Source organism: Brevibacillus laterosporus DSM 25, from assembly GCF_002706795.1.
In the GTDB taxonomy this organism is placed as follows: Bacteria; Bacillota; Bacilli; order Brevibacillales; family Brevibacillaceae; genus Brevibacillus_B; species Brevibacillus_B laterosporus.
In genome coordinates this window covers 4,579,467-4,601,479 of sequence record NZ_CP017705.1, presented here as the reverse complement: position 1 = coordinate 4,601,479, position 22,013 = coordinate 4,579,467, and the positions used below count along the sequence as shown (strand labels likewise).

Here is a 22,013-nt window from a genome sequence, read left to right as displayed (position 1 = left end):
AACTTCATTCTTACTTCCTTGCCAAGTTTGTTAACAAAAAAATTGCTCTCACATCCTTCAAGACACAATGAACATCATAAAACTCTCAGATGGAACCAAGGGTGAATTGCGCTAGTGGGAATGTTCTCCCTACTGTGACATCTATTTCAGATACCGTTAAATAGTTTGTCTATTGAATTCTCATTTTTACACAAAAAAATAGCCCCCAATACCGGACGCTACAAGCTCATCATCGTTTTTAAATTTTTTCAGTACGGCGCGAATCCCTTCTGACTTAGCAAAACCTGATCGCCAGGAAAAACCCGTTTAAATCGATCATAAACCAGTTGATAGGCAGTAGGATCATACCATTCCCCTACATTTAACTCTTGATACAACGATTCAATTCCTAAGTTCCTGGTTCGTCTTCCTCCACTACCATCCCCCATAAAATAATCATCAATACAGATACGATCAACCAGCTTTATTAACTTTTTCGGAAATTCTTCACTGCTTGGTAATAATGGAGCAATGGTTGCCTGAGTAGGTACACCTGCATCTGCTAATAGCTGTAGTGTCTGTAATCTGGCCTGAATTGGTGGTGCATGAGGTGTGAAATGCTTGCGGATATCCTCACGATCTGTCTCTATGGTCATACTTACCCGAACCCTCTCCTCTAAGGACAATAATAAATCAATGTCTCGACCAACAAGGGGGCTCCTGGTTTGGATAAATAAAAAGTCAGGCGGTTCTTCCACCATGACCTCCAAAAGAGATCTTGTCACCTTTTCTTTATGCTCGATTGGCTGGTAAGGGTCTGTACTCGATGACATGAAAATTGTTACCTTCCCTTTACTTTTTGCCCTTTTGAGCTCTTTACGCAATAAATTTGCCGCCTCCTTTTTGATGTCAACCCAAGTTCCCCACTCCTTCTTACGAAATGTCGATACCGGCATTTGTCGTACATAGCAATAGGAACACGCAAAGGAACAGCCTGTATAAGGATTCAAAGAATGAGTGTAATCGGCAAGAAAGCCTGTTCCTTTATTAAGAAGTGTCTTGGGATACTTGTAAAAAAACTCACTCTTCATATTTATCGCCTCCTTCTGTATGATTTACTTTGCTGTATAAGCTTGATTTTTTACTTATTAAGCGTACAATCACTTCGCATCATGAAAAATAATACCAAGCGTATATCTCGTTCCTGAAGTAATAGTGCTGACACCGTGCCGAATCGTTGTCTTATAATAACCGCGCGAGCCTAGTACAGGGCGATAATTCGTTGGAAAGATTAGTCCTGAACCTTGATCCAAGGTTATCACTTGCCCTCTACTTTGCGCCCTTGGCCGTTGTTCCATCAGTAGAAACTCACCGCCTGTATAATCCATCTCTTTTTGGGATAGGGCAAATACTACTTGAAATGGAAAGGAGACATCTCCGTACAAATCCTGATGCAAACAGTTGTATCCCCCAGCTTCATATTTAAGGATTAAGGGTGTTGAGCGTGTCTGCCCTTGTTTATGACATTGAACAAGAAAGTCTGACAACAATGCTGGGTAAACTTCTTCACGATCAAGCTGTTTTAGCCATCGATTCGCAGTTGTAGCAAGTTGGGGATAGAAACCTTCACGAAGCTGTTGCACCAAATCTGGAAGGGGAGCTTGATAATATTTATACTCCCCAATGCCGAATCGAAATCTAGCCATATCAATCGTGTTTCGAAAATACACTTCTTTCTCACACGTGCTGATCATTTCATTACATTCATTTTTATCTAATAAAGTTGGAATTGTAGCATAGCCCTGCTCATCTAAAGTCTGTTGTAGTGCAGTCCAATCTAAGGCGGCAATCCGGTCTGTGAGGCGTTCAGGCATATTGCTTGCTCCCCTCTGTCAAACTATTTTCGTTTTCCAATTGCAGGAGCTTCGTTTTCATTTCCAAACCACCTCGATAGCCGGTTAGGGAACCATTTTTACCAATTACTCGATGGCAAGGTACCGCAATTAAAACTGGATTAGCACCAATTGCAGTTCCAACAGCACGTATTGAATTCGGTTTTTGTATATAATAAGCAATATCTGAGTAGGACTGGGTTTGTCCAAATGGGATTTCACAGAGCGCGTTCCACACAGCAAGCTGAAATGGTGTACCATAAAAATCAAAGTCAATAGAAAAGCTTTTACGTGTTCCTTGAAAATACTCAACTAATTCTGCTACATACTTTTCTAATTTTTCATCATCATGCACCAATTCACCATTCGTAAACCGTCTATTTACCCAATGTGATAATTCTTCAAACGGTTTATTTTGCGAGCCTACGTAACAAAGTCCCTTCGCTGTTGTAGCAATGTATAGGCTCCATTCCTGATAAACCAACACCGAATAGTAAATCGTCTGTTTATTTTTTGCTGCCACTTTGCAACACCTCCATGGTTTGTGTATTTTTATTTAATTGGCGAAATTTTTTAGGTGTATACCCTGTTACTTTCTTAAACAGCGTGATGAAATACGGTGTGTTGGGCATTCCAACAGTCATTGCGATATCGGCAATCGTTTTATCAGATTGAATTAGATAAACCATAGCTTTATTTATTCTCGTCTGTTGGATATATTCGATGGGAGTTATACCCATAATTCGTTTGAATGTCCGATGCATATGATAAGGACTCCCATGGCATATATCAGCTAAGGATTCAAGCGTTAGGGTTTCACTGTAATTCTTCTTGATGTAATCCGTAATCTGTGCCACCCACTCAACATCAGGCAAACGTTGTCCAGTGGGTTTGCACCGCTTGCAGGGGCGGAAATTTTCTGACAGCGCCTCTTCTGCCGTAAGAAATATTCGAACATTTTCCTTTTTGGGCTCTCTAGACCTACAAGAAGGTCTGCAAAAAATACCTGTAGTTTTAACCGCATAAAAAAATTTATCATTGTAAGATGCATCGTTGCTTATGATCGCTTGCCACTTCTCGTCCGTTAGAGAACCATGCTCCTTCCCATGCCTTTGGATATCTTTCATTTGGTTCACCTCCATCCACAGTATACCCTCCACAACGAACCTATGTACGATTTTATGATTGTAATAGCAAGATATTGAAATTTCGTAGAAGCCTTTTATGTTAAAACTAAGAGTGTGTTTGTTTGCAATGAATGGAGGATATTTATGGAAAAGAGAGCGGTTTATCCAGAGTGGGATGCTTCTTATTTCACTGGTAAAAAAACAGAAAAAATATATTGTTTCCCTTGGTGTACGGAACTGCTTGATCTGGAAAATACGGTTCGGTTTGAAACACGAGCAAATGCTGAACAGGCAGGCTATCGCTCATGTAAAACATGCTGTTCTACTCTTCCCGTAGGCGCTTGGGAGGATCAACAGAAAGAGTTAACTCTGGTTGTGCCAAAAGAATTCAGCTTTACCGAAAATATGAAATACTTGTCCAAAGAGCCTAACGAATGCTTATTTTATAGTAAGAATCAACGAATTTATAGAGCCATACCCATTGAGGAAGAAACGCCCGTTGTTGAAATTCGTGCAGATCAGGATAACGTGATACACATTCGATTTTTAGGAGATACAATGCCATCCAGCAAATGGGTACGAGCCGAGGTGGCCCGTTATGTAAGAGATTGGTTTGATTTGGACACAGATTTGCTACCATTTTATGATTTAGCTAGAACAGATGTATTGTTACAAAGAGCAGTTACTGAATTTACTGGCTTGCGTAATATTGGAATTCCTGATCTATTCGAAGCAATCTGCTGGGGAATTATCGGTCAGCAAATCAACCTGCCCTTCGCCTATACGTTGAAAAGGCGGATGGTGGAATCGTTTGGCCGAAGCGTTGAATGTAATGGTGAAAAGTACTGGATATTCCCCACTCCACATGATATCTCAGCTCTGAGCGTTGAAGACTTGAATGGATTGCGAATGACGGTTAAGAAATGTGAGTATCTAATTGGCGTAGCTCAGCTTATGGTGGAAGGCAAATTAACCAAAGAACAGTTATGGAACTGCGGAGATTATAAAAAAGCAGAAAACATGCTTGTAAAAATCCGTGGCATTGGACCGTGGACCGCTAATTACGTTTTAATGCGTTGCTTGAAGATTCCCTCGGCTTTTCCTATTGATGATGTGGGCCTACACAATGCAATTAAATATCTCCAGGGCACTCCACAAAAGCCGACGAAAGAAGAAATTTTAAAACTCTCTGCGACATGGACAAATTGGGAAGCCTATGCCACCTTTTATTTGTGGAGATTTCTCTACTAACAATAGCGTAAAAGACCAAGTTTCAGTGAAATCCTTTCAACAGTAAATATCATCTTCAAGGACACACAAAGGAAACATTTTGAAAAAATGTATTTGCTCGAACAGGTAAAACGATTCCTCCCTTTTTCATTTATAAAAGACGAAGCCAGTATTCCATATCGGAATACCGGCCTTTTTTATTTGATAACCAATATTTAATGTTAAATTATAGTTCATGTACTATCGAGGCTCTCCTGAATTAGACCACCACAGACCACTGATTACATATTACAGCTTTACTGATCTTTCTCGTTCAGAAGGAAGGTAAAACCTAATTTGTCTTTACGGTCTCCTTATTCCCACCCAGGGAGAGTATAGCAATGGTAACAAGAATACACAAAGTACCTACCCAATCTGTAAAGCCAAAGGATACATGTAGCCAGATCACTGATAAGACAGCTGCTGAAACAGGCTCGACACAAGCTAATAAACTAGTTTCGGAGGCACTAAGATACTTGAGACTTTCCAAATAGCAATAAAAAGCAATAAGTGTTCCAAATAACACAATAAAAATGACGGCTAAAGAGGAAGAAATCGACCATTGCCCCTCCAATCTCCATGGTGGATGGACCAAACTAAAACCAATACCTCCTATTAGCATTGCCCAACCTACTACGATTGCTGCTCCCCATTTGGCAAGAAGTTTATGTGGATGTAATGTATAAAAAGCCAATGCTACAGCCGAGGCAATCCCCCAAAATAATGCCCATCCAGAAATAGATAGGCTACGGATGCTTCCATGTGTAACCAGTAAAAATGTTCCTAAAAGTGCCAAAATGACAGCTAGCAATTCTTTTAAAGTGGGAAACCTTTTCAACCGAATGGCTACATAGCATGTAATAAGCACAGGTGCCAAGTATTGAAGGATAGTAGCCGTCGCTGCATTTCCGTGCTTAATAGCCGCAAAATAGGTATATTGAACAGCTAACATTCCTAGGATACCAAATAAGATAAGATTGAGTCGTTCCTGGTTGTTTTTCCAGATTCCCCAGATATTTTGTTTCTTTTTTCTATAGGCAACTCCTAATAGAATAATACCTGACAGTAATAGACGTATAACAACTAACCACTCGGGACTAAAGCCTTGTTGCTGAAACAGATACTGAGCAACAGTGCCTGATATCCCCCACAACACAGCTCCTGTAAGTACCAAGGCAACTCCGACTTTTCTAGACAGCACGATCTTTTCAGTATTCATATGGTCTCCTCACTGATCTACCATTCTTCACGGTTTCTTATATTGCATCAGTTGATATACTTCTTTCATAGGACGCAGCCAATTTTGCTCCATAATCTCTGCAGCTAGTTGTCCATTTTTCTGTATAAAGGCTTGAACAATTCTCTCATGTTCACCAATAGAATCTTCCTTAGGAATGTGTTGTTGCTTAAAAAATATATATTCTAAGCGTTGAATATGTAGCTGAAGGACAGACGTAAAATTAATAATATAGGGATTGTCCACAATTTCTAAAATAAAGGTGTGAAATTGACTATCCATTTCTACAATTTTAGGTACGTCTTTATCATGGATTGCTTGTCTATAGCTAACATTTACGTCGTTTAATTTTGCAATTTGTTCTTCTGTAATTGTAGTCGCAGCTAATTTGGCTGCCAATGCTTGCAGGGAAGCAAGGGGTAAATACATCGTCTGTACATCTTCTTTTGAAACAGTAGTAACTCTTGTATCTCGCCCTCGATAGGTTTCAATAAAGCCTTGGACTTCGAGTAGCTGAAAGGCTTCCCTTACAGGAGTCCTGCTTACTCCTATCGCTTCTGCAATTTCAGCATCATATAACTTTTCCCCAGGCTCTAAGGTTCCATCAATAATCCAGCTCTGTAGCTGTCGAAACGCTTTTTCTTTTGCCGTTAAGCGAATAGAAGAAGTGTAATTCTTAGGAATTGGCATAGTAACCCCTCTTTTAATGTATTGTAAGCTTTATTTAAATTGTCAGAAATATATTTCATATATATACTATAACTTATACCATTTTATCCATAAGGTCAAACCAATTGCTGTATTTATGTACATTCACAAATATCTCAGCTTTCTTGCAATAATCGCCTAACACAAGAAAAGCTAGAATCCTATACGTCCAAAGGATCACTAGCTTCTCATAGTCAATTTGTAATTTCTACAAACAATTTTTTTAAAAGGGTACCTGCAATCCATTCAAGAATGAATGTTGTCACGCATACGCTTACGTTTACCAGCCCAATCGATACTGTCTTGGTGCTTCAATCTCCACTTGCAATTCATCTGCAGCACCTCTAGCCCAGTATGGATTGCGTAACAGCTCGCGGCCCAAAATGATTACATCTGCACGATTATTTTGTAAAATCTCTTCTGCTTGTATTGGAGATGTAATTAATCCTACTGCACCAGTTGGAATGTTCGCTTCTTCTTTAATTTGCTCTGATAATTTTACTTGATAGCCTGGATACACATTAATAGTAGCCCGTACGAGCGCTCCAGAACTAACGTCAATAAGATCCACGCCCTGTTCTCTCATCCAAGCTGCGAATTGTACGTGATCCTCGATGGTTAAGCCCCCTTCTGTGTAGTCGGTAGCGGAGACACGCACCAACAACGGACCTTCCCAAACACTCTTTACTTCTGTTATTACTTCTGATAATATACGGTATCTATTTTCTTGAGAGCCCCCATATTCATCTGTTCGTTGATTAGAGAGCGGAGATAAAAATTCATGCAATAAATATCCATGAGCAGCATGAATTTCAATGACATCAAAGCCTGCTTGTTTGGCTCGAATTGCTGCTTGCTTAAATGCTTCTACTGTCTGTTTGATTTTCTCAACTGACATTTCTTTTGGAACGCGACTACCCTCGTCGAAAGCAATTGCAGATGGCCCATAGATGGTACCAGGAACCTCTGCTTTTCGGCCAGCATGCGCTAATTGAATACCCATTTTAGCCCCGTATTGATGTGCTTGGTCGACAATTCTTTGTAATCCAGCAATGTGTTCATCATTCCATATCCCTAGGTCAAATTCAGAAATACGTCCCTGAGCTTCAACAGCAGTAGCTTCCACGATTATAAGACCTACCTGTCCTACAGCGCGTGTTGAGTAGTGCGTAATATGAAAGTCAGTAACTTTTCCGTCTTTTTCAGTTGCAGAATACATGCACATGGGAGCCATGACAATACGATTTTTTAATGTAACCTCTTTTACTTGATAGGGTTGAAATAATTTCACAGTCATCTTTCTTCCTCCTTAGTTTTGTTTCCTGCATTTGATTTGAATGATTTTTTAGCTGTATGTATAACCCGAACTTGCTTCATCCACAGCCTGCTTTAATAAGGCATAGGATCGTTTACGGGCACTTACATCATAAATAGGTGAAACTGCCATCAACTCTTCAATCGGATATCGCTCTTGTAGTTCTCTGATTTTTAGGGCAACGGTTTGTACTGATCCGATTAGGAATGTACGCTTCATTGCTTCTATCTCAGCAAATTCACTTGCGGTATAGGGGTAGGCATTTACCGTTTTCGGGCTAACAAGCGGTTGCAAACGTCCCCGATACAATAAATGAGTAAGATGTAACGCACTTAGCGCGAGTTCATTCGCCTCTGCATCTGTATCTGCCACAATGATTTTCATTGCTGCAAGTACTTTGGGTTGTAGAAGACGTGATGATGCTTGAAATGCACGTAGATACTGCCGAATAGCCTGGTCCATCGCTCCTGGTTGGGAATTGATAAAGTGAGCAAATGCATATGGCAATCCCAGCTGCCCAGCTACCGATCCACTGTTGTCACTAGATCCAAGCATCCAGATTTCAGGCTTATGCGCTGGAAGTGGAGTAGCTTTTAATCCTGGAAAAGGCTGTTCCCCATTCCATCTGTCGTCAATGTAGCTAATTAGATGCTGGACTTGCTCTGGAAATGTATCTATGTCACGCGCCTGCAAATCCTGTAGAGCTCTGGTTGAGAGTGGCATCCCCCCTGGAGCACGCCCAATTCCTACATCTATGCGACCTGGGGCCAAAGTGCTTAATACGTTAAAATTTTCTGCCACTTTATATGCACTGTAATGAGGAAGCATTACACCCCCCGACCCAATACGAATTCTTTTCGTTTTTGCCGCCAAATAAGCGATAAGAACTTCTGGAGATGAACCTGCTAGCGCTTCGGAATGATGATGCTCAGACACCCAATACCTGTGATACCCAATTTCATCCACGTATTGCGCTAGCTCAGTCGTTTGCTCCAAGGCTAGCTCTGGGGTTCCCCCATCTATTACATACGATTGATCCAGTACACTAATTTTCATGGGACTCTCCTTTTGAAGATATATCATGTGTAGTCACTGCAATATGCTAAATCGGAATATCGGAAATTTTCGATATTAGGTTAAAAAAGAAAAATGAAACGGTGTTCCACTCTTCTTTTACAACTCCTTTTCGAAATATGTAGCCAGTTTCTGCAACATTTCCTCATTTCTGCGATAGTACGTCCATTGGCCAAAGCGCCTAGCTTCTAATAACCCCGCACGTTGCATAATTGCTAGGTACTGTGACGTGGTCGATTGGGATAGACCCGCTTTTTCTTGAATTTGTCCTACACAGATTCCTCCTGGAAAATGCTCATAGTTGCAAGAGGATGGCGGAAAGTGTAGCTCTGGCTCCTTTAACCAATGTAACATTTGCAATCTGGTTTCATTCGATAAAGCTTTAAAAATCATGACATAATCCATAATGATGATTATATCGATATTTCCCGATATGTCAATAGTAGTATGAATTCCCGATCAATTCAATACGAGTGAAGACTCTATATACACCTCGCCATCCAATTTTTTAATCAAAAACTGATCATCCTCAATCACCCCATATGTATGCGGATGATTCTCTTTCGGAATAGCTATGGAACCAGGGTTTAGGATAAATAGATCACCCTTTTTCTTGGCCATCGGGATATGTGTGTGACCATGAATCAACACATCTCCAACCGATAATGCCGGATGATGATCCTCATGATAAATATGTCCATGCGTAACAAAAATACGACGTTTATCCGTAATGATCGTATTAGAATCGCTCATAATCGGAAAATGAAGGAGCATCTGATCAACTTCTGAATCGCAATTTCCACGTACAGCTGTAATGCTGTTAGAATACCTATTTAGCAGAGTGGCTACTTCAGACGGATTATATCCGTCTGGTAGGGCATTACGTGGTCCGTGATACATCACATCTCCTAATAGGATTAAATGAGTTGCCTGTTCTCGTTCAAATGCTTCTAGGGCTATTTGGGCATAGGTTAAAGAACCGTGGATGTCTGAGAGAAAAAATAACTTCATGCTGATTACCACCTTTTTATTTGGTTCAATCCCTATTATACCAATCTTTCTTTATAGTGTAAGGATAATACCCGTTTTGTCATCAGAGATTTTAAATCGTGGGTATTTCACACACTCTGGATCGCTTTCTTCTACCTTTGTTAGCGCTTGAGCATAGTTTTCTAGACCCATATCCATTATTTTATGAACCATCCATGACCAATCCTGCTTTTTTTGATTGCCTAATGGCCAGAACAATCCGTCTGTAATCATGACCACGTGCTTTACTCCAACACGACTAATTCTGCCATATTCCACAAAATCTAAGGCTTGTTCCTCTCCATTTAATACTCCATAGCCATTCGTTTCATTTTGTAATTCACGATTTTGAATAATTAAATCTCGAATGAGTAAACTTAATTCCGCACGTGATAGTAGACCATTCTCAATGCCTTCCTGCCATTTTTGCAATGTACGTTCTTCTAACATCTCCACTTGTGGACGAGTTAATATACGTACATTACCATTTTCATATACAGCAAAAATCATACAGTCTCCTGTTTGTGCATACGATATACCGTTCTTCTCGATTGCCACAATTCCAACTGCGGCTCCCCAAAGATTTTGTTTGAAAGACAGATCAATTCCGGCTTCCTGCATGTGTAGACGAACAAGCAAATTAGCAGTCGCTATGTGGTCTGGTAACGAGATCAGTCTATGTATCTGTGTAAAATAGCGAGCAATAGCTGTTGAAGCCAGGTATCCACCGGTTTCTTTATTTTCATTAACGAATCCATGTAGTGAAGTAACACCATCAACCACACCATAAATAGGGAGGGTTGGATGAACAATCAACGAATCTTCGTTTAAACAGCCTATACCCTTGCTAGTAAACGTTTCTATTCTCATTGCAATGCCCTCCTACATTCTTCTATGTGTCTGTCTATATTTTCAATAATCTTACATCTTTTTCTATTATAACTTTTTCCTGCAAAAAAAGAACAACCGGCTTGTCCGATTGTTCTTTCGCATATATAGCTCATAGTAGGCTTGCTTATTTTTAATTTGCTCGTTTCCTCAACACAATATTCGTACGCCTCGTACGCCGTTTCGCGCGTAATAAACGAATGAAGAAAAGGATGAAAAACAAGTTAAGTAGCGCCCAAAATACGACAATACCATATAGAGCAATTGGATTACGAGTAATCACCTGTTCACTCTCCTCTGAAGTAGAAACAGCCGTCGGAAGTACTTCAGGTTGTAGATGTAGCTTCCTCACTTCTCCATTGGATAAAGTCACCTCAAGGTCCCCGTTGTTCAGTAGCTTTTGTTCGTATGTAGTCTGTTTGGGAACCGTGATAAATAAATCTTTATCCGTATAAAAGTTTGCTGCCTTCTCGGTATCAGTCTGGGGTTGGTATACCAGGTATTGTCCTGCATTTACGATCTTTTTCGTTTCATAATGGGTAAAGCCAAAATCGAGCATTTTGTTTACATCCTGATAACTAACCACATTAGATGGTGCCTTCATGGTAACCGCAATCAGTTCTGTATCTCCCCGTTTAGCTGTAACCACCAAAGTATTTCGTGCTTGATCCGTAAAGCCATTTTTTAAACCTGTGGTTCCTTCATAAGTAGTAAGCATTTTATTATGATTGACCAGCACGGTATCCCATTCTTTTTGGTGCCATTCATAACGTTTGGTACCGGCAATTTCACGTAAGAAGGGATTTTTCATGGCATACTGCGCAATCTTAGCCATGTCAGCAGCAGTTGTGTAGTGATTCTCATCATGCAATCCATGTGGATTCGTAAAATGAGTATTTTTTACTCCGACTTTTTCTTTTAAATAAGCATTAACCTTTTCAGCAAAAGCTTCTGTGGAACCAGCCATATGTTCGGCAATCACAATGGCAGCATCATTACCTGAATTTAAAATCAGCCCAAAGAGTAAATTTCGCATGGATACTTGTTCACCCTCAGCCAGATAGACGCGGGATCCTTCTACCGTTCTCGCCTTATTAGAAACGGTGGCCATATCGTTTATATTTCCGTTTTCTATAGCATAAATAGCAGTGGCGATTTTGGTAATACTAGCAGGAAATAAATACTGTTGGGGATTTTTTTCAAATAGAACGGTTCCTGACGAGCCATCAATGAGAATCGCACCCTCCCCTTTTACTTCTTCTAGTGGTAGGGCTGGTGGTTGCGCAGCGTAACTTGGCTGAATTCCAAACGTAATCAGAGAAAAACCAATTGCCAAGAACGTTTTCATCCATTTTTTCATGCTTGTAAAATCCTTTCTACGAACAAGTTACCTCACCACTCTATCAAATGGAAAAGGCATTGAACAAGTGCCTATTTGGACATTATGTCGATTAAATGCTGGGGGAAATGGGTAAAAATGTTGTATTAGCGGTATTTATAGCTTGTCATTATTTACGTAAAATTTTTTTATGGAAAGGGTGTTACAGATGGATGAACGCATCAGCAAAGACACGTTAGGCGAGGTGTATATCCCTCGATCCGTATATTACGATGCACAAACCACACGCGCTATCCATAACTTTCCCATTAGCGGTCTTCGTTTACCACGAGCATTCATTAAAGCACAAGGAATCATCAAAGCCTCTGCGGCTGTTGCAAATAGGGAAGTGGGCAATTTATCCGAACCTATTGCTAGAGCTATTGTAACAGCCGCAGAAGAAATGATTAATGGCAAATGGGACGATCAATTCGTAGTAGATGCCTATCAAGCTGGTGCGGGTACCTCTCAAAATATGAATGCAAATGAGGTTATCGCAAACCGCGCAATTGAAATATTAGGTGGTGAAAAAGGAGATTTTTCGCTTGTCCACCCCAACGATCATGTGAATATGGCTCAATCAACCAATGATACGATACATGTAGCGATTAATATTAGTGCTGTCGAAATGATAAAAAAAGAATTGCTACCATCTCTTCAGCGACTTCACTACGCCCTAAAACAAAAATCCAAACAATTTGATCCTATCATCAAATCAGGAAGAACCCATTTACAAGACGCCGTTCCCATCCGGCTGGGACAAGAATTCGGAGGCTATGCAGCGTCCCTAGTATCGGCTGAAAAAAGTATTCGGCATGCTCTCTTGGAGTTATACGTGATGGGTATTGGGGGTAACGCGGTAGGTACTGGAATTAACGCTCATCCTGAGTACGCAGAACGAACATTACGTGAGATTATACTTCGAACAGACCAACCTTTTAAGCAACCTCGTGATCGTTTCGCTTTTATGCAAAATACCATGGGTGCTATTCAAGCAAGCCATGCTGTAAAGGAGCTAGCGATTCACCTATTAAAAATATCAAGCGACCTACGCTTACTTGGTTCAGGGCCACGCACTGGACTTGGCGAGCTGATACTTCCCGCTGTTCAGCCTGGGTCATCCATCATGCCAGGAAAAGTAAATCCTGTGATGGCTGAGATGATGTACATGGTTTGTGCGCAAGTCATCGGCAATGATGCCACAATCACTGCGGCTACGATGGGTGCTCAATTGGAGATTAATGTTATGATGCCCGTTATCGCTTATAACCTGTTACATTCCATTCATATTTTGACAAATGCTATGGAAGTATTCCGTGAAAAATGTATAGAAGGGCTCCAAGCTGATGCAGAGCGTTGTCAGTACTATGTTGAGCAAAGTACTGCACTTGCTACATCTCTTAATCCCGTAATTGGCTATGAGAAAGCCGCCAAACTTGCTAAGACTGCTTATCAGGAGAAAAAAACAGTCAGAGAAATCGTTGCGAGAGACACCGAATTGACGACAATAGAAATCAACGAGTTATTAAATCCTGCACGGCTCGTCTAACCGAATCTTATATGAAGGAATCTAATTCCTACTATGTTGATAGTAAAATAGCCTCGTCACGTAGACTGAGGCTATTCTTTGTTATACATCAGTTATTTTCCAAACCGTTTACTTAACAGTTCATTAATCATACGGAATTTTGGATTATCCAGAAAAGCTTCTTCATACCCAATAAAGTGTTCCTTGTATAGCGCTTCAGCAGATTCAAAATCTTGTTTGACATAAAGTGAGAAGATTTCTTCCAATCTTTCTTCCATATCAGTGTCAAGATCTGGTGGCGTCATAATTTCCTGACGTAAACTGTTCATCAACTCATCTAATTGATTGGTGACAGTCGAAGCAATATGCAGCTGTTCTAATACGTCTGAAGGAATATTTCCGTCATATTTATAACGCAATTCATGCTCATTGGTTGCCCAAAAATTCATGCCTAACGTCCGGATTTGTACTTCACAAGGCAAGATTTTCTTTTCACTTCCATGGTACACCGTATAATCCCCAATCATATGAATGCTACGATAGCCAGATTCTTTTGGATTGGTAATATAATCTTTAACGTCATGTACCACAAAGTCTTCCCGTTCCATCAGCAGATTCTGCACTTCCCGGACATCATCAATATAGCGGCAAACAACACGGATACCAGCAATGTCGGTAATTTCTTCACACAATCTATTTTCCCAATCATCTTGAGCAAAATCAATGCCTCTAAGAAGAGCTTTTCGTAATAGACTATCTGTTTTCTTGACTCGCCCGACTACAAATTCAATCGGAGAATAGCGTCCACCTTTTAGAAACCCGTATTTTATTCCTTTTACCTTTAGCTTTAATTCGTCAACAACTTGCTCATACGGATTTAAAATTGTGACGAGACGGTTTAGTACTTTTTTGGGTATGCGAGCTTTTATGTTTTTAATTTCGCTCATAGGTTTAGAACCCCCATCAATCTCGGATGACACGATAGTCTAGCATTTCTTTTATTGTATTTCGACGTAACAACAAAAAATCCTGCCGTTTTCGAGTCAAAATCATACAAACTCCAGCCTTATTCGGACCGTTCCTTCTTTTAGTATAAAAGCAACCCTCTTAAAATGAAAGCGCATAAGGTATAGCAAAAAGTGGTTGCATATAGAAGCTGTATGGTTTGTTTAATGTGCACAGCATGAAGCTCGGTCTTTGGTATCCCCATGAGAGCACGGTGAGAAACCACCCCTTGATAGGTATTGGTTCCTCCTAATTGAATGTGTAGGGCACCAGCAACAGCCGCTTCACTCCACCCACTGTTTGGACTTGGATGCTTACTTGCATCACGAATTCCTGCTTTCCAGGCATCCCGCCAATCTTTTCCCAAAAAGAACGATGCTAGAATCAGAAAAACAAAGGTGATTCGTGCGGGAAGATAGTTACAGAGATCATCTAAACGTGCGGAAGCCCAGCCAAGGTGTAAGTACTTCTCATTTTTATAGCCTACCATTGAATCTAACGTATTAACCGCCCGATAGGCCATAGCAAGCGGTGCTCCACCTAGCATGGCAAAAAATAAAGGAGAAGTAACTGCATCCACAATGTTTTCTGCTACTGTTTCCACAGTGCCACGTGAAATTTCCTTCTCATCCAGCTGTTCTGTATCACGTCCAACTACCATCGACAATTGAAAGCGAGCTTCCCCTAGATCGCCCTTCTGTAAAGCCGCATATATTTTTTGTCCAGCTTGAGCAAGTCCTTTTGTAGCAATTGTGGTAGCAATCAATACAACCTCAGCTGTGAAAGCAAGCCATGGATGAATGCTAGCTAGCCCCTTCAATAAAAAATATGGAACCAAAAAAGCCAAACTGACTAATACCACTGGAAATAAAAGACCTAACAAACGACCTGAGAGTACAGCCGAACGCCCGCGGCTAACAAGTGTCTGATATATCGGTCGAATATGACGATCCAGCCATGTAATCACTTTTCCCATGCCAATCACCGGGTGTGGAATCCAACGTGGATCACCAATAATAAGATCCAATAGATAGGCACATAACAAGCTAGTTCCTAGCATTATTTCCATAATTATTCTGCACTCCTACGCTCTTTTCGATTTTGCTCATGGGTAAGCGCCATGCGAGTAGCATCGCGTACTGCACAAGCAATTGCATGGCCCAAGTTCGTAGCAGTTCCAGCATAAGGATGGACGGACTGATAACGTGATTGGTTACAAGTAGCCGCCACTACAATGGCATCAGTAGTAGTTCCTGTTGCACATCTTCCCTCTCCATCGCTAATTCCCATTTCTGCTAACGCAATCGTTTTAGCTTCTGTTGCCGTAATGACAGCATTTATTAGAGCCCCGTCTGTCAGATTTCCATCAATGAATACGACGGTATTAATCGTACCAGCTGCATAGGCATTATAGCGCTGTTCTACGGTACCTGCTCGAACCGCATTACCAATGCCAGTGGTCACAACTGCACAGAGTTCAAATTCGTCTCCTTTTAATGTAGAAATCCCTAAATCCTCCACACAGGCTGCTGTCAACAATCCTATTGTTTGCTCAGGTATTGCTTGATTTTGCAGGACAAACTCTCTGATATCTTCCTGAGGATTATCTGATAAGTAGCCCTTTCCCACATACTGGTTTAATATCCACTTCGCCTCGCTAATTCCACCACCAAAAACAGCACTAGAGCAAGCACGAAACCCTTTAGGATAACTAATAAGCACACGTTCTTTGTTTACATCTAAATACCAATCTTCTATAAATTGCATGTTTCCCACTCTCCGTCTTCCCTACAACACGTAATCAGAAATTGCCCATGCCCAATGGATGAATCAAAATAACGACCTGGATCATTTTCTAATAAAAGAGCAGAAACCAAGCGTAGCATTCCACCATGAGTAACCACCAATAAAATAGGATTGGGGTCACTCGAATAACCCTTTGTCTTCTTGCAGTAAAGACTGATTTCTTGGTTCACGAATCGCTCTAGCCGTTTTTGTAATTCTAGTAATTTTTCCCCACCAGGAGGGGCTACATTCCACGGATCATCGTAAAATTGATAAATTCGTTTCCGATCTATTCGCTCAATCTCTTGGTACGTCAACCCTTCCCACTCACCAAAAAACACTTCACGTAAGTCACTACTGGTCTGCACAGGAAGATTTGGATGGTATTCTGACACAATAGCCGCCGTTTCCTTAGCTCGCATTAAATCACTTGTAAAGATTGCTGTAAGGGGCTGATTAGCTAAGAATTTTGCGACCTGCTGGGCCTGTTCTACTCCTTTGTTCGATAAAGGAACATCATAGTGCCCAATATATTGTTTAGCCAGATTTTCGGCTGTTATAGCATGTCGTAACCAAATAACTTTTACCATCCGATCAAACCTCCGTGATGTAGGTAGCTGACCGCCCCAAGAAGCAATACCATCTCAATACATTCAATTTGTGCCCCATAGGTATCGCCCGTTAAGCCGCCCAGCTGTTTGACAATCATTCGATTAAACAGATAATGCGTGACCGTCGTAAGTACGAAAAAAATGATCGCTAATTGGTATCCAACTAATAAGAAAGCGACAAGGCTTGAGATAACAATTGAAATGATAATGTGCTTCATATGCAGATGCTCCCTAAAACCAGAAGCCATTCCCTTCCCTTTATGCACATAAGGCCAAAAATAAATGCATCCCAGTAAGGAAACGCGAGCTGCAAACGGGATAATAATCAATACGTAACTGACTGATAGTAAAGGTAAGTTAGTCGTAATCCAATACAATGATACCACCTTTACCGCTAATAAGAGAAAACAAGCAAGTACACCCATTGCTCCGACTCGACTATCCTTCATGATTTCTAGCATGCGTTCACGTGAACGAGCAGATCCGAGTCCATCAGCGGTATCCATCCAACCATCTAAATGCAGGCCGCCAGTTATATAAACCCAAAATGCAACCACTGCAAGGGAATGTAAGACATCTGGAAACAGCCACTGGGTAATCCCTGCGATTCCCGCTAAAAAGATTCCGATAACCATCCCCACATAGGGATAATGTTTTACGCTATGATACCAATCTTGCTCTGTTGCTTGAAAGCGTACCGGAATGCGCGTAAGAAAGGTTAGTGCGCTCCAAAACGCATTCATTTATCACTCGCCTCGCTCCCTTTAATCTTCATCGGGATACCAGCCACCACTACATATACTTCGTCAGCATATTGTGCTACTATCTGATTAGCAAAACCAGTAATATCCTGAAATGCTCTGCCCAACTTAGATAGCGCTACTCCACCTAGTCCAACCTCATCACTTACCACTATCCATGTCCGATCTAAGGAACGCATAGCAGATACACAAGAGATTATTTGTTGTTGACAAGCTTGACGGACAGCGGAATTACTTAGTTGATCTTCAGGCAGCTGCATTAATAAGTTCGCAATCCAGCCTGAGAATGTATCCAATAAAATAATCGGTGACTCAGAATATCCTTCACGCTTATCGAATTCGACCATAGCTTGGATCGCCATCTGTAATTGATATGGCTCTTCCACCGTCTCCCAATTATTCTCTCTTCGTTCTCTGTGTAAATGAATCCGATTTTGCATTTCTTCATCCCAAGCTTGCCCTGTTGCAAGATACACTAAAGCGCCGCCATGTTCCTGCTTCTGTTGTTCCGCTAGCTTTTCGGCAAAAGCACTTTTCCCCGATCGAACGCCACCTGTAATAAGAATGATCTTCATGATACCTTCTCTCCTTTTATCTCCTAGTTGACAGGATTTGTAGGGATTCACGGAACACGCTTACCATTCGTTCGTTCTCTTCTTTTGTTTTTATCGCAAGTCGTATATATCCTTCACCTAAACCTGGATACATACTACAATTTCGAATTAAGATGCCTCTTTTAGCCATCTCTTCTTGAAGTAGTTGAGATTGAGTAGAATCTACATGAACTAATAAGTAATTGGTTTCGCTCCTAAAAGTTGTGATGCCTGGCAGTGTTTCAAGAGATGTCAGCAAGCTTGCTCTTTGTGTAGTAACATATTCCTGAGTTCGTAACACATAATCATGCTGTTGAAGCAAGAATTCACCTGCCACTTGCGCTAAATGATTCACACTCCAAGATATCTGTTTAGATTTTAGACGTCTGATCACTTGCTCTTGCCCCATTACGTAACCGAGCCGCAGCCCTGCAATCGCGTACATTTTAGTCATAGAACGAAATAAAAGCACATGGGGAAGCTTATGTAGATCAGTTACTAAAGAATGCTTCTCAGATTGATTCACAAAGTCCAGAAATGCTTCATCCACACAAAGATAGGTTTTGTGTTGTTTACAAGCTTCAGCCACCTTTTGTAATTCGTTACGTGGCAGAAAATTACCGGTTGGATTGTTAGGATGTCCAATGAACAGCATATCCACCTGTTTCACGAAGGCACATAACTCTTCGACGTCAGGTAAAAACTGCTCTTCTTTTTTCGTAAATAGCATGCGAATCTCACAGTCAGCTTGTCTTGCAATCGCTTCATATTCTGAGAAAGAGGGACAAATAATCCCTACGATTTGTGGCTTGAGAGCGGAAACCGCCAAGTGCAAGCACTCAGCAGCTCCATTCCCTACCAAGATATTTTCTGGTTGAATATGTGATCCAAGCGAGTTTGCAACTGCTTTGCGAAGATTACGGCATGTGGGATCAGGATATCTAAGGACCTGTGGTAATGCTTGTTTCAGTATAGAAAAAAGCTGCTCAGGAGGTCCAAACGGATTAATATTTGAACTATAATCAAGAATACGATCCGCCTCTAGGCCAAAGGACTCTGCAGCAGTCCATATGTCCCCACCATGTCCAAAACGCTCTATCATAATCATGCCCCTCTTCCTGTTGCCTCACCTAATCTCAGTTTATTTGTTACTCTGGATCAGGTAGACCTAGATCAGAGTAGGTAGCCATCTCTTGCAATACACGACAAGCTGAATCCATCATTGGCATAAATAGCGTAGCACCAGTTCCTTCCCCTAAACGCATGTTTAAGTGAAGGGATGGTTGAATACCTAAATCTTCCAGAATATATTGATGAGCAGGTTCAACTGATAAATGAGTGGCCATGAGGTAAGGAATAATTGCTGGTTGAAGACGTGCAGCTACCAATGCGGCCGCTGAAGCAATCACTCCATCTAATAGTACAGGAATGCGAGAAAGAGCAGCACCAAGCGTTACCCCAGCCATTCCGGCAATCTCTAAACCACCTACCTTAGCAAGTACATCCAACGCATCGTCTGCCTGAGGCTTATTTACCTCAATACCGCGTTGAATTACTTCACGTTTGATTAAAAGAGATTTGTCATTTATACCCGAACCTCGTCCTACCAAACCATCTTCCAGCGGACGGCCTAATAATACACTGGTAATCGCTGCACTAGGCGTTGTATTTCCGATTCCCATCTCACCAAGAGCAATGACATTACTGCCTTTTTTCGCCAGCTCCTGCGCTGTTTCAATTCCCACCAAGATCGCTTGTGCAGCTTCTTCTCTGCTCATTGCTGGGCCTTTAGCAAAGTTGTTTGTTCCTGCTTTCACTTTCCTATTTATGACATTCTCAGGTACTTCCGATGCTTTAGAGCCAATGTCAACTACCGTTACTTCAGCACCAACTTGTCTAGCTAACACGTTTACTGCTGCTCCAGCATTAATAAAGTTAACCATCATAAGTTGAGTTACTTCCTGAGGGAAGGCGCTTACACCCTCATCCACAATACCATGGTCGCCACACATAACAACGACATCTTTTCGCTCGATCCGCGGCTTAGCTTGTCCTGTAATGCCAGCCAACTGAACAACTATATCTTCTAAAACGCCTAGACTTCCAACAGGTTTGGTCAAACGTTTCAGTTCTTTTTTTGCCTGTTCGGCTGCTACCAGATCTATGGCTGGTATCGTATGTATCATACTAGATAATTTATCGCTAAAGCTCATGTCAAAATCCTCCTCAGATGTCTAGGTCCATTGCCCGTTTAGTATAAATATCTTCTTTTCTAGTATAGCAGAATAAAAGAAAAAAGGGTTGGCTTCTGACCACCACCCCACAAAATCCACAAATTATTCACTTATATTTTTTTGTTATCCGAAATAACGTCTAATATACTTTGCAAACTGGTTAGCTTCTCGTTTACTTTACGCGTTTTCTCTGAAATATTCTCTAAATTAACAAAGGAAGCGAAAGAGGTACGTTGCTTTCTTTTTTCCTTTTCCCATTGCTCTAAATATTTGTCCATCTGGGCAGGATTGCTTAGCACTTTGGCAACACGCGTTGGCTTTTGCTTTAACCACGATTCAAATTCAGGATAATCACGCAAAATTCGTTTTGCCGTACTTTTTTTCACTGATTATTTCCCCTCTCCTGTGCGTTATTGATAAGCACATGGTTTCTTTACTACCATATGACTAGTCCGCTCATGCCGTTTGTGTGAATAACCAGTGCAACAAGAAAGGGCTGGAATCTAGGGCAAATGTGGAATTATTCAAGAAAAGGGCTCTTGTTTACAGCAAGAATGTCGGGGGATACATATACATGCATAGTAAATATCTTGATTGGTCAAATGAAAGGGGCTATGTATAACATGTTCGATATTACCACTTTACAGTCTCTGGTCGGCAAGACTGTACGCCTCTATAGAGGTGGAGCTGAATCACTGCGTGGAATCTTGCTGGCTGTCAAATCAAACTACCTCGTTCAATTATCAGAAGATAGCCAAGTCTTGTATTATTATTTGCCACCACTTACTAGTATTGAAGAGGATTTTCGACACCCGCCATTTGAAATTAAGGAAGGAATCCCTCAGGAAGTAATCGATGCCGCATCATTCCAACAACTGTTAGGATTTCTGGTCAATAAAAGAGTGAAAATTGAACAAAATGGGAATGATTCTCGCACAGGACTACTTCGTTTCGTTGGCACTGACTATGCTGTTTTGCAAACCAATAAAGAGACATTTGTGTATTATCAATCAAATGAAATCAAGTCCATAGGTATTCAAGAAAGACCACCTAAACATCATAAAAAAGATCGAAATGATGATAAAATTAGAACTACCAGCCCTTTGGATAAGTTTCATGATGCTCCCAATTTCTCCTCTTTATTAACCAAATTACAAAATACATTTGTTCACATCCATTTCGCATGTCATGAAACTATATCAGGTATTTTGACGCAAGCGGATCAGAATCAAATTGCATTGGTCCATGATAAGGAACTCATCTGGATTTCCCAAGCAACGATTGCTAGTGTAATAACAACAGCTCGCGATGCAACTCCTGTAGCTAATCAGAATACCAAAAATGTAGGTAATCGAGAAATATTCAGCTTACGTGTGAAAAAACGCGATAAGCATAAACGGAAAACGTTCTTTCCTGCACCACCAGCAGTAAAAATCCGTCCAAAAAGGAACTCCTCAAAGCAAGTTGCGATAAGAACAGAATATCCTTTCAGAAAAAAAGGGAATTCCATCCAAAGGGTTACGATAAAACTGCCAGGTGTGTTCATTCCGAGAGGGAAAAAGTAGACCGTTACTCTCCCATTAGCCTTGGAAAGGAGGCA

Annotated in this window: 24 protein-coding genes; 3 read left to right on the top strand and 21 right to left on the bottom strand. The window is 41.0% G+C overall.

Translation table 11 applies throughout. The annotated features are described in order from the left end of the window. Positions 1-248: 248 nt before the first annotated feature. The 4 genes from BrL25_RS21865 to BrL25_RS21850 all read right to left on the bottom strand — a co-directional run bounded on the left by BrL25_RS21865 (position 249) and on the right by BrL25_RS21850 (position 2,998). A complete protein-coding gene (locus BrL25_RS21865) occupies positions 249-1,070 on the bottom strand; it encodes an SPL family radical SAM protein (RefSeq protein ID WP_018670972.1) in 822 nt (273 codons plus the stop codon). Between the two features lie 69 nt (positions 1,071-1,139). After that, positions 1,140-1,853: a 2OG-Fe(II) oxygenase gene (locus BrL25_RS21860; RefSeq protein ID WP_018670973.1), complete on the bottom strand. Its 714-nt coding sequence runs from the start codon at positions 1,851-1,853 to the stop codon at positions 1,140-1,142. Beyond that, positions 1,846-2,394, bottom strand: a complete 549-nt coding sequence (locus BrL25_RS21855; RefSeq protein ID WP_018670974.1) for a methylated-DNA--[protein]-cysteine S-methyltransferase — start codon at positions 2,392-2,394, stop codon at positions 1,846-1,848. Before BrL25_RS21855 ends, BrL25_RS21860 begins: the two co-directional genes overlap by 8 nt. After that, positions 2,378-2,998, bottom strand: a complete 621-nt coding sequence (locus BrL25_RS21850; RefSeq protein ID WP_026315100.1) for a bifunctional transcriptional activator/DNA repair enzyme AdaA — start codon at positions 2,996-2,998, stop codon at positions 2,378-2,380. The genes BrL25_RS21855 and BrL25_RS21850 overlap by 17 nt, the downstream gene beginning before the upstream one ends. Before the next feature lie 144 nt (positions 2,999-3,142). Here BrL25_RS21850 and BrL25_RS21845 point away from each other — a divergent pair, with 144 nt between their 5' ends. Beyond that, positions 3,143-4,249 (top strand): Ada metal-binding domain-containing protein, encoded by a 1,107-nt coding sequence (locus BrL25_RS21845; protein ID WP_018670976.1) that lies wholly within the window; start codon positions 3,143-3,145, stop codon positions 4,247-4,249. Positions 4,250-4,559: 310 nt separating this feature from the next. On the opposite strand, the gene BrL25_RS21840 is transcribed toward BrL25_RS21845, so the two are convergent. The 8 genes from BrL25_RS21840 to BrL25_RS21805 all read right to left on the bottom strand — a co-directional run bounded on the left by BrL25_RS21840 (position 4,560) and on the right by BrL25_RS21805 (position 11,878). Beyond that, entirely contained in the window at positions 4,560-5,486 is a 927-nt protein-coding gene (locus tag BrL25_RS21840) for a DMT family transporter (RefSeq protein ID WP_018670977.1), read from the bottom strand. A gap of 27 nt (positions 5,487-5,513) precedes the next feature. Further along, positions 5,514-6,194: a GntR family transcriptional regulator gene (locus tag BrL25_RS21835; protein ID WP_018670978.1), complete on the bottom strand. Its 681-nt coding sequence runs from the start codon at positions 6,192-6,194 to the stop codon at positions 5,514-5,516. A 298-nt stretch (positions 6,195-6,492) separates the two neighbouring features. Further along, positions 6,493-7,509 carry an NADPH dehydrogenase NamA gene (namA, locus tag BrL25_RS21830; RefSeq protein WP_018670979.1) on the bottom strand — a complete coding sequence of 339 codons (1,017 nt, stop codon included), beginning with the start codon at positions 7,507-7,509 and terminating at the stop codon, positions 6,493-6,495. 48 nt (positions 7,510-7,557) lie between these two features. Next, on the bottom strand, positions 7,558-8,583 hold the full coding sequence (locus BrL25_RS21825) for an LLM class flavin-dependent oxidoreductase (RefSeq protein WP_018670980.1): 1,026 nt from the start codon (positions 8,581-8,583) through the stop codon (positions 7,558-7,560). A gap of 117 nt (positions 8,584-8,700) precedes the next feature. Continuing rightward, positions 8,701-9,006 (bottom strand): ArsR/SmtB family transcription factor, encoded by a 306-nt coding sequence (locus BrL25_RS21820; RefSeq protein WP_018670981.1) that lies wholly within the window; start codon positions 9,004-9,006, stop codon positions 8,701-8,703. 54 nt (positions 9,007-9,060) lie between these two features. Beyond that, positions 9,061-9,612 carry a phosphodiesterase gene (gene yfcE, locus BrL25_RS21815; protein WP_018670982.1) on the bottom strand — a complete coding sequence of 184 codons (552 nt, stop codon included), beginning with the start codon at positions 9,610-9,612 and terminating at the stop codon, positions 9,061-9,063. 51 nt (positions 9,613-9,663) lie between these two features. Beyond that, the gene (locus tag BrL25_RS21810) at positions 9,664-10,500 is read right to left on the bottom strand and encodes a protein phosphatase 2C domain-containing protein (protein WP_018670983.1); all 837 of its coding nucleotides are present in this window, start codon (positions 10,498-10,500) and stop codon (positions 9,664-9,666) included. A 151-nt stretch (positions 10,501-10,651) separates the two neighbouring features. Beyond that, positions 10,652-11,878 carry a D-alanyl-D-alanine carboxypeptidase family protein gene (locus BrL25_RS21805; protein WP_018670984.1) on the bottom strand — a complete coding sequence of 409 codons (1,227 nt, stop codon included), beginning with the start codon at positions 11,876-11,878 and terminating at the stop codon, positions 10,652-10,654. Between the two features lie 187 nt (positions 11,879-12,065). Here BrL25_RS21805 and BrL25_RS21800 point away from each other — a divergent pair, with 187 nt between their 5' ends. Beyond that, on the top strand, positions 12,066-13,445 hold the full coding sequence (locus tag BrL25_RS21800; RefSeq protein ID WP_018670985.1) for a class II fumarate hydratase: 1,380 nt from the start codon (positions 12,066-12,068) through the stop codon (positions 13,443-13,445). 92 nt (positions 13,446-13,537) lie between these two features. Here BrL25_RS21800 and BrL25_RS21795 read toward each other — a convergent pair whose 3' ends face one another. The 9 genes from BrL25_RS21795 to BrL25_RS21755 all read right to left on the bottom strand — a co-directional run bounded on the left by BrL25_RS21795 (position 13,538) and on the right by BrL25_RS21755 (position 20,799). Beyond that, complete coding sequence (locus tag BrL25_RS21795; protein ID WP_018670986.1) at positions 13,538-14,371, bottom strand: GTP pyrophosphokinase; 834 nt, start codon at positions 14,369-14,371, stop codon at positions 13,538-13,540. A gap of 140 nt (positions 14,372-14,511) precedes the next feature. Further along, the gene (gene cbiB, locus BrL25_RS21790) at positions 14,512-15,498 is read right to left on the bottom strand and encodes an adenosylcobinamide-phosphate synthase CbiB (RefSeq protein WP_018670987.1); all 987 of its coding nucleotides are present in this window, start codon (positions 15,496-15,498) and stop codon (positions 14,512-14,514) included. 2 nt (positions 15,499-15,500) lie between these two features. Beyond that, on the bottom strand, positions 15,501-16,196 hold the full coding sequence (locus tag BrL25_RS21785; RefSeq protein ID WP_018670988.1) for an adenosylcobinamide amidohydrolase: 696 nt from the start codon (positions 16,194-16,196) through the stop codon (positions 15,501-15,503). Further along, a complete protein-coding gene (locus BrL25_RS21780; RefSeq protein WP_018670989.1) occupies positions 16,184-16,804 on the bottom strand; it encodes a histidine phosphatase family protein in 621 nt (206 codons plus the stop codon). Before BrL25_RS21780 ends, BrL25_RS21785 begins: the two co-directional genes overlap by 13 nt. Further along, positions 16,798-17,568, bottom strand: coding sequence for an adenosylcobinamide-GDP ribazoletransferase (gene cobS, locus BrL25_RS21775; RefSeq protein WP_018670990.1), 771 nt, complete (start codon positions 17,566-17,568; stop codon positions 16,798-16,800). Before cobS ends, BrL25_RS21780 begins: the two co-directional genes overlap by 7 nt. Further along, entirely contained in the window at positions 17,565-18,161 is a 597-nt protein-coding gene (gene cobU / locus BrL25_RS21770; RefSeq protein WP_018670991.1) for a bifunctional adenosylcobinamide kinase/adenosylcobinamide-phosphate guanylyltransferase, read from the bottom strand. Before cobU ends, cobS begins: the two co-directional genes overlap by 4 nt. 16 nt (positions 18,162-18,177) lie before the next feature. Beyond that, positions 18,178-19,287: a threonine-phosphate decarboxylase CobD gene (gene cobD / locus BrL25_RS21765; RefSeq protein ID WP_018670992.1), complete on the bottom strand. Its 1,110-nt coding sequence runs from the start codon at positions 19,285-19,287 to the stop codon at positions 18,178-18,180. A 40-nt stretch (positions 19,288-19,327) separates the two neighbouring features. Then, positions 19,328-20,392, bottom strand: coding sequence for a nicotinate-nucleotide--dimethylbenzimidazole phosphoribosyltransferase (gene cobT, locus BrL25_RS21760; protein ID WP_018670993.1), 1,065 nt, complete (start codon positions 20,390-20,392; stop codon positions 19,328-19,330). A gap of 131 nt (positions 20,393-20,523) precedes the next feature. After that, complete coding sequence (locus BrL25_RS21755; protein ID WP_018670994.1) at positions 20,524-20,799, bottom strand: hypothetical protein; 276 nt, start codon at positions 20,797-20,799, stop codon at positions 20,524-20,526. Positions 20,800-21,036: 237 nt separating this feature from the next. Between BrL25_RS21755 and BrL25_RS21750 the strand changes: the two genes are divergently transcribed. Then, complete coding sequence (locus tag BrL25_RS21750) at positions 21,037-21,978, top strand: hypothetical protein (RefSeq protein WP_026315103.1); 942 nt, start codon at positions 21,037-21,039, stop codon at positions 21,976-21,978. Positions 21,979-22,013 lie beyond the last annotated feature (35 nt).

Excerpts from the sequence above, each read along its gene's own strand:
- BrL25_RS21865 (WP_018670972.1), bottom strand. The coding sequence starts at position 1,070 with ATGAAGAGTGAGTTTTTTTACAAGTATCCCAAGACACTTCTTAATAAA.
- BrL25_RS21860 (WP_018670973.1), bottom strand. The coding sequence starts at position 1,853 with ATGCCTGAACGCCTCACAGACCGGATTGCCGCCTTAGATTGGACTGCA.
- BrL25_RS21850 (WP_026315100.1), bottom strand. The coding sequence starts at position 2,998 with ATGAAAGATATCCAAAGGCATGGGAAGGAGCATGGTTCTCTAACGGAC.
- BrL25_RS21845 (WP_018670976.1), top strand. The coding sequence starts at position 3,143 with ATGGAAAAGAGAGCGGTTTATCCAGAGTGGGATGCTTCTTATTTCACT.
- BrL25_RS21840 (WP_018670977.1), bottom strand. The coding sequence starts at position 5,486 with ATGAATACTGAAAAGATCGTGCTGTCTAGAAAAGTCGGAGTTGCCTTG.
- BrL25_RS21835 (WP_018670978.1), bottom strand. The coding sequence starts at position 6,194 with ATGCCAATTCCTAAGAATTACACTTCTTCTATTCGCTTAACGGCAAAA.
- namA (WP_018670979.1), bottom strand. The coding sequence starts at position 7,509 with ATGACTGTGAAATTATTTCAACCCTATCAAGTAAAAGAGGTTACATTA.
- BrL25_RS21825 (WP_018670980.1), bottom strand. The coding sequence starts at position 8,583 with ATGAAAATTAGTGTACTGGATCAATCGTATGTAATAGATGGGGGAACC.
- BrL25_RS21820 (WP_018670981.1), bottom strand. The coding sequence starts at position 9,006 with ATGGATTATGTCATGATTTTTAAAGCTTTATCGAATGAAACCAGATTG.
- yfcE (WP_018670982.1), bottom strand. The coding sequence starts at position 9,612 with ATGAAGTTATTTTTTCTCTCAGACATCCACGGTTCTTTAACCTATGCC.
- BrL25_RS21810 (WP_018670983.1), bottom strand. The coding sequence starts at position 10,500 with ATGAGAATAGAAACGTTTACTAGCAAGGGTATAGGCTGTTTAAACGAA.
- BrL25_RS21805 (WP_018670984.1), bottom strand. The coding sequence starts at position 11,878 with ATGAAAAAATGGATGAAAACGTTCTTGGCAATTGGTTTTTCTCTGATT.
- BrL25_RS21800 (WP_018670985.1), top strand. The coding sequence starts at position 12,066 with ATGGATGAACGCATCAGCAAAGACACGTTAGGCGAGGTGTATATCCCT.
- BrL25_RS21795 (WP_018670986.1), bottom strand. The coding sequence starts at position 14,371 with ATGAGCGAAATTAAAAACATAAAAGCTCGCATACCCAAAAAAGTACTA.
- cbiB (WP_018670987.1), bottom strand. The coding sequence starts at position 15,498 with ATGGAAATAATGCTAGGAACTAGCTTGTTATGTGCCTATCTATTGGAT.
- BrL25_RS21785 (WP_018670988.1), bottom strand. The coding sequence starts at position 16,196 with ATGCAATTTATAGAAGATTGGTATTTAGATGTAAACAAAGAACGTGTG.
- BrL25_RS21780 (WP_018670989.1), bottom strand. The coding sequence starts at position 16,804 with ATGGTAAAAGTTATTTGGTTACGACATGCTATAACAGCCGAAAATCTG.
- cobS (WP_018670990.1), bottom strand. The coding sequence starts at position 17,568 with ATGAATGCGTTTTGGAGCGCACTAACCTTTCTTACGCGCATTCCGGTA.
- cobU (WP_018670991.1), bottom strand. The coding sequence starts at position 18,161 with ATGAAGATCATTCTTATTACAGGTGGCGTTCGATCGGGGAAAAGTGCT.
- cobD (WP_018670992.1), bottom strand. The coding sequence starts at position 19,287 with ATGATTATGATAGAGCGTTTTGGACATGGTGGGGACATATGGACTGCT.
- cobT (WP_018670993.1), bottom strand. The coding sequence starts at position 20,392 with ATGAGCTTTAGCGATAAATTATCTAGTATGATACATACGATACCAGCC.
- BrL25_RS21750 (WP_026315103.1), top strand. The coding sequence starts at position 21,037 with ATGTTCGATATTACCACTTTACAGTCTCTGGTCGGCAAGACTGTACGC.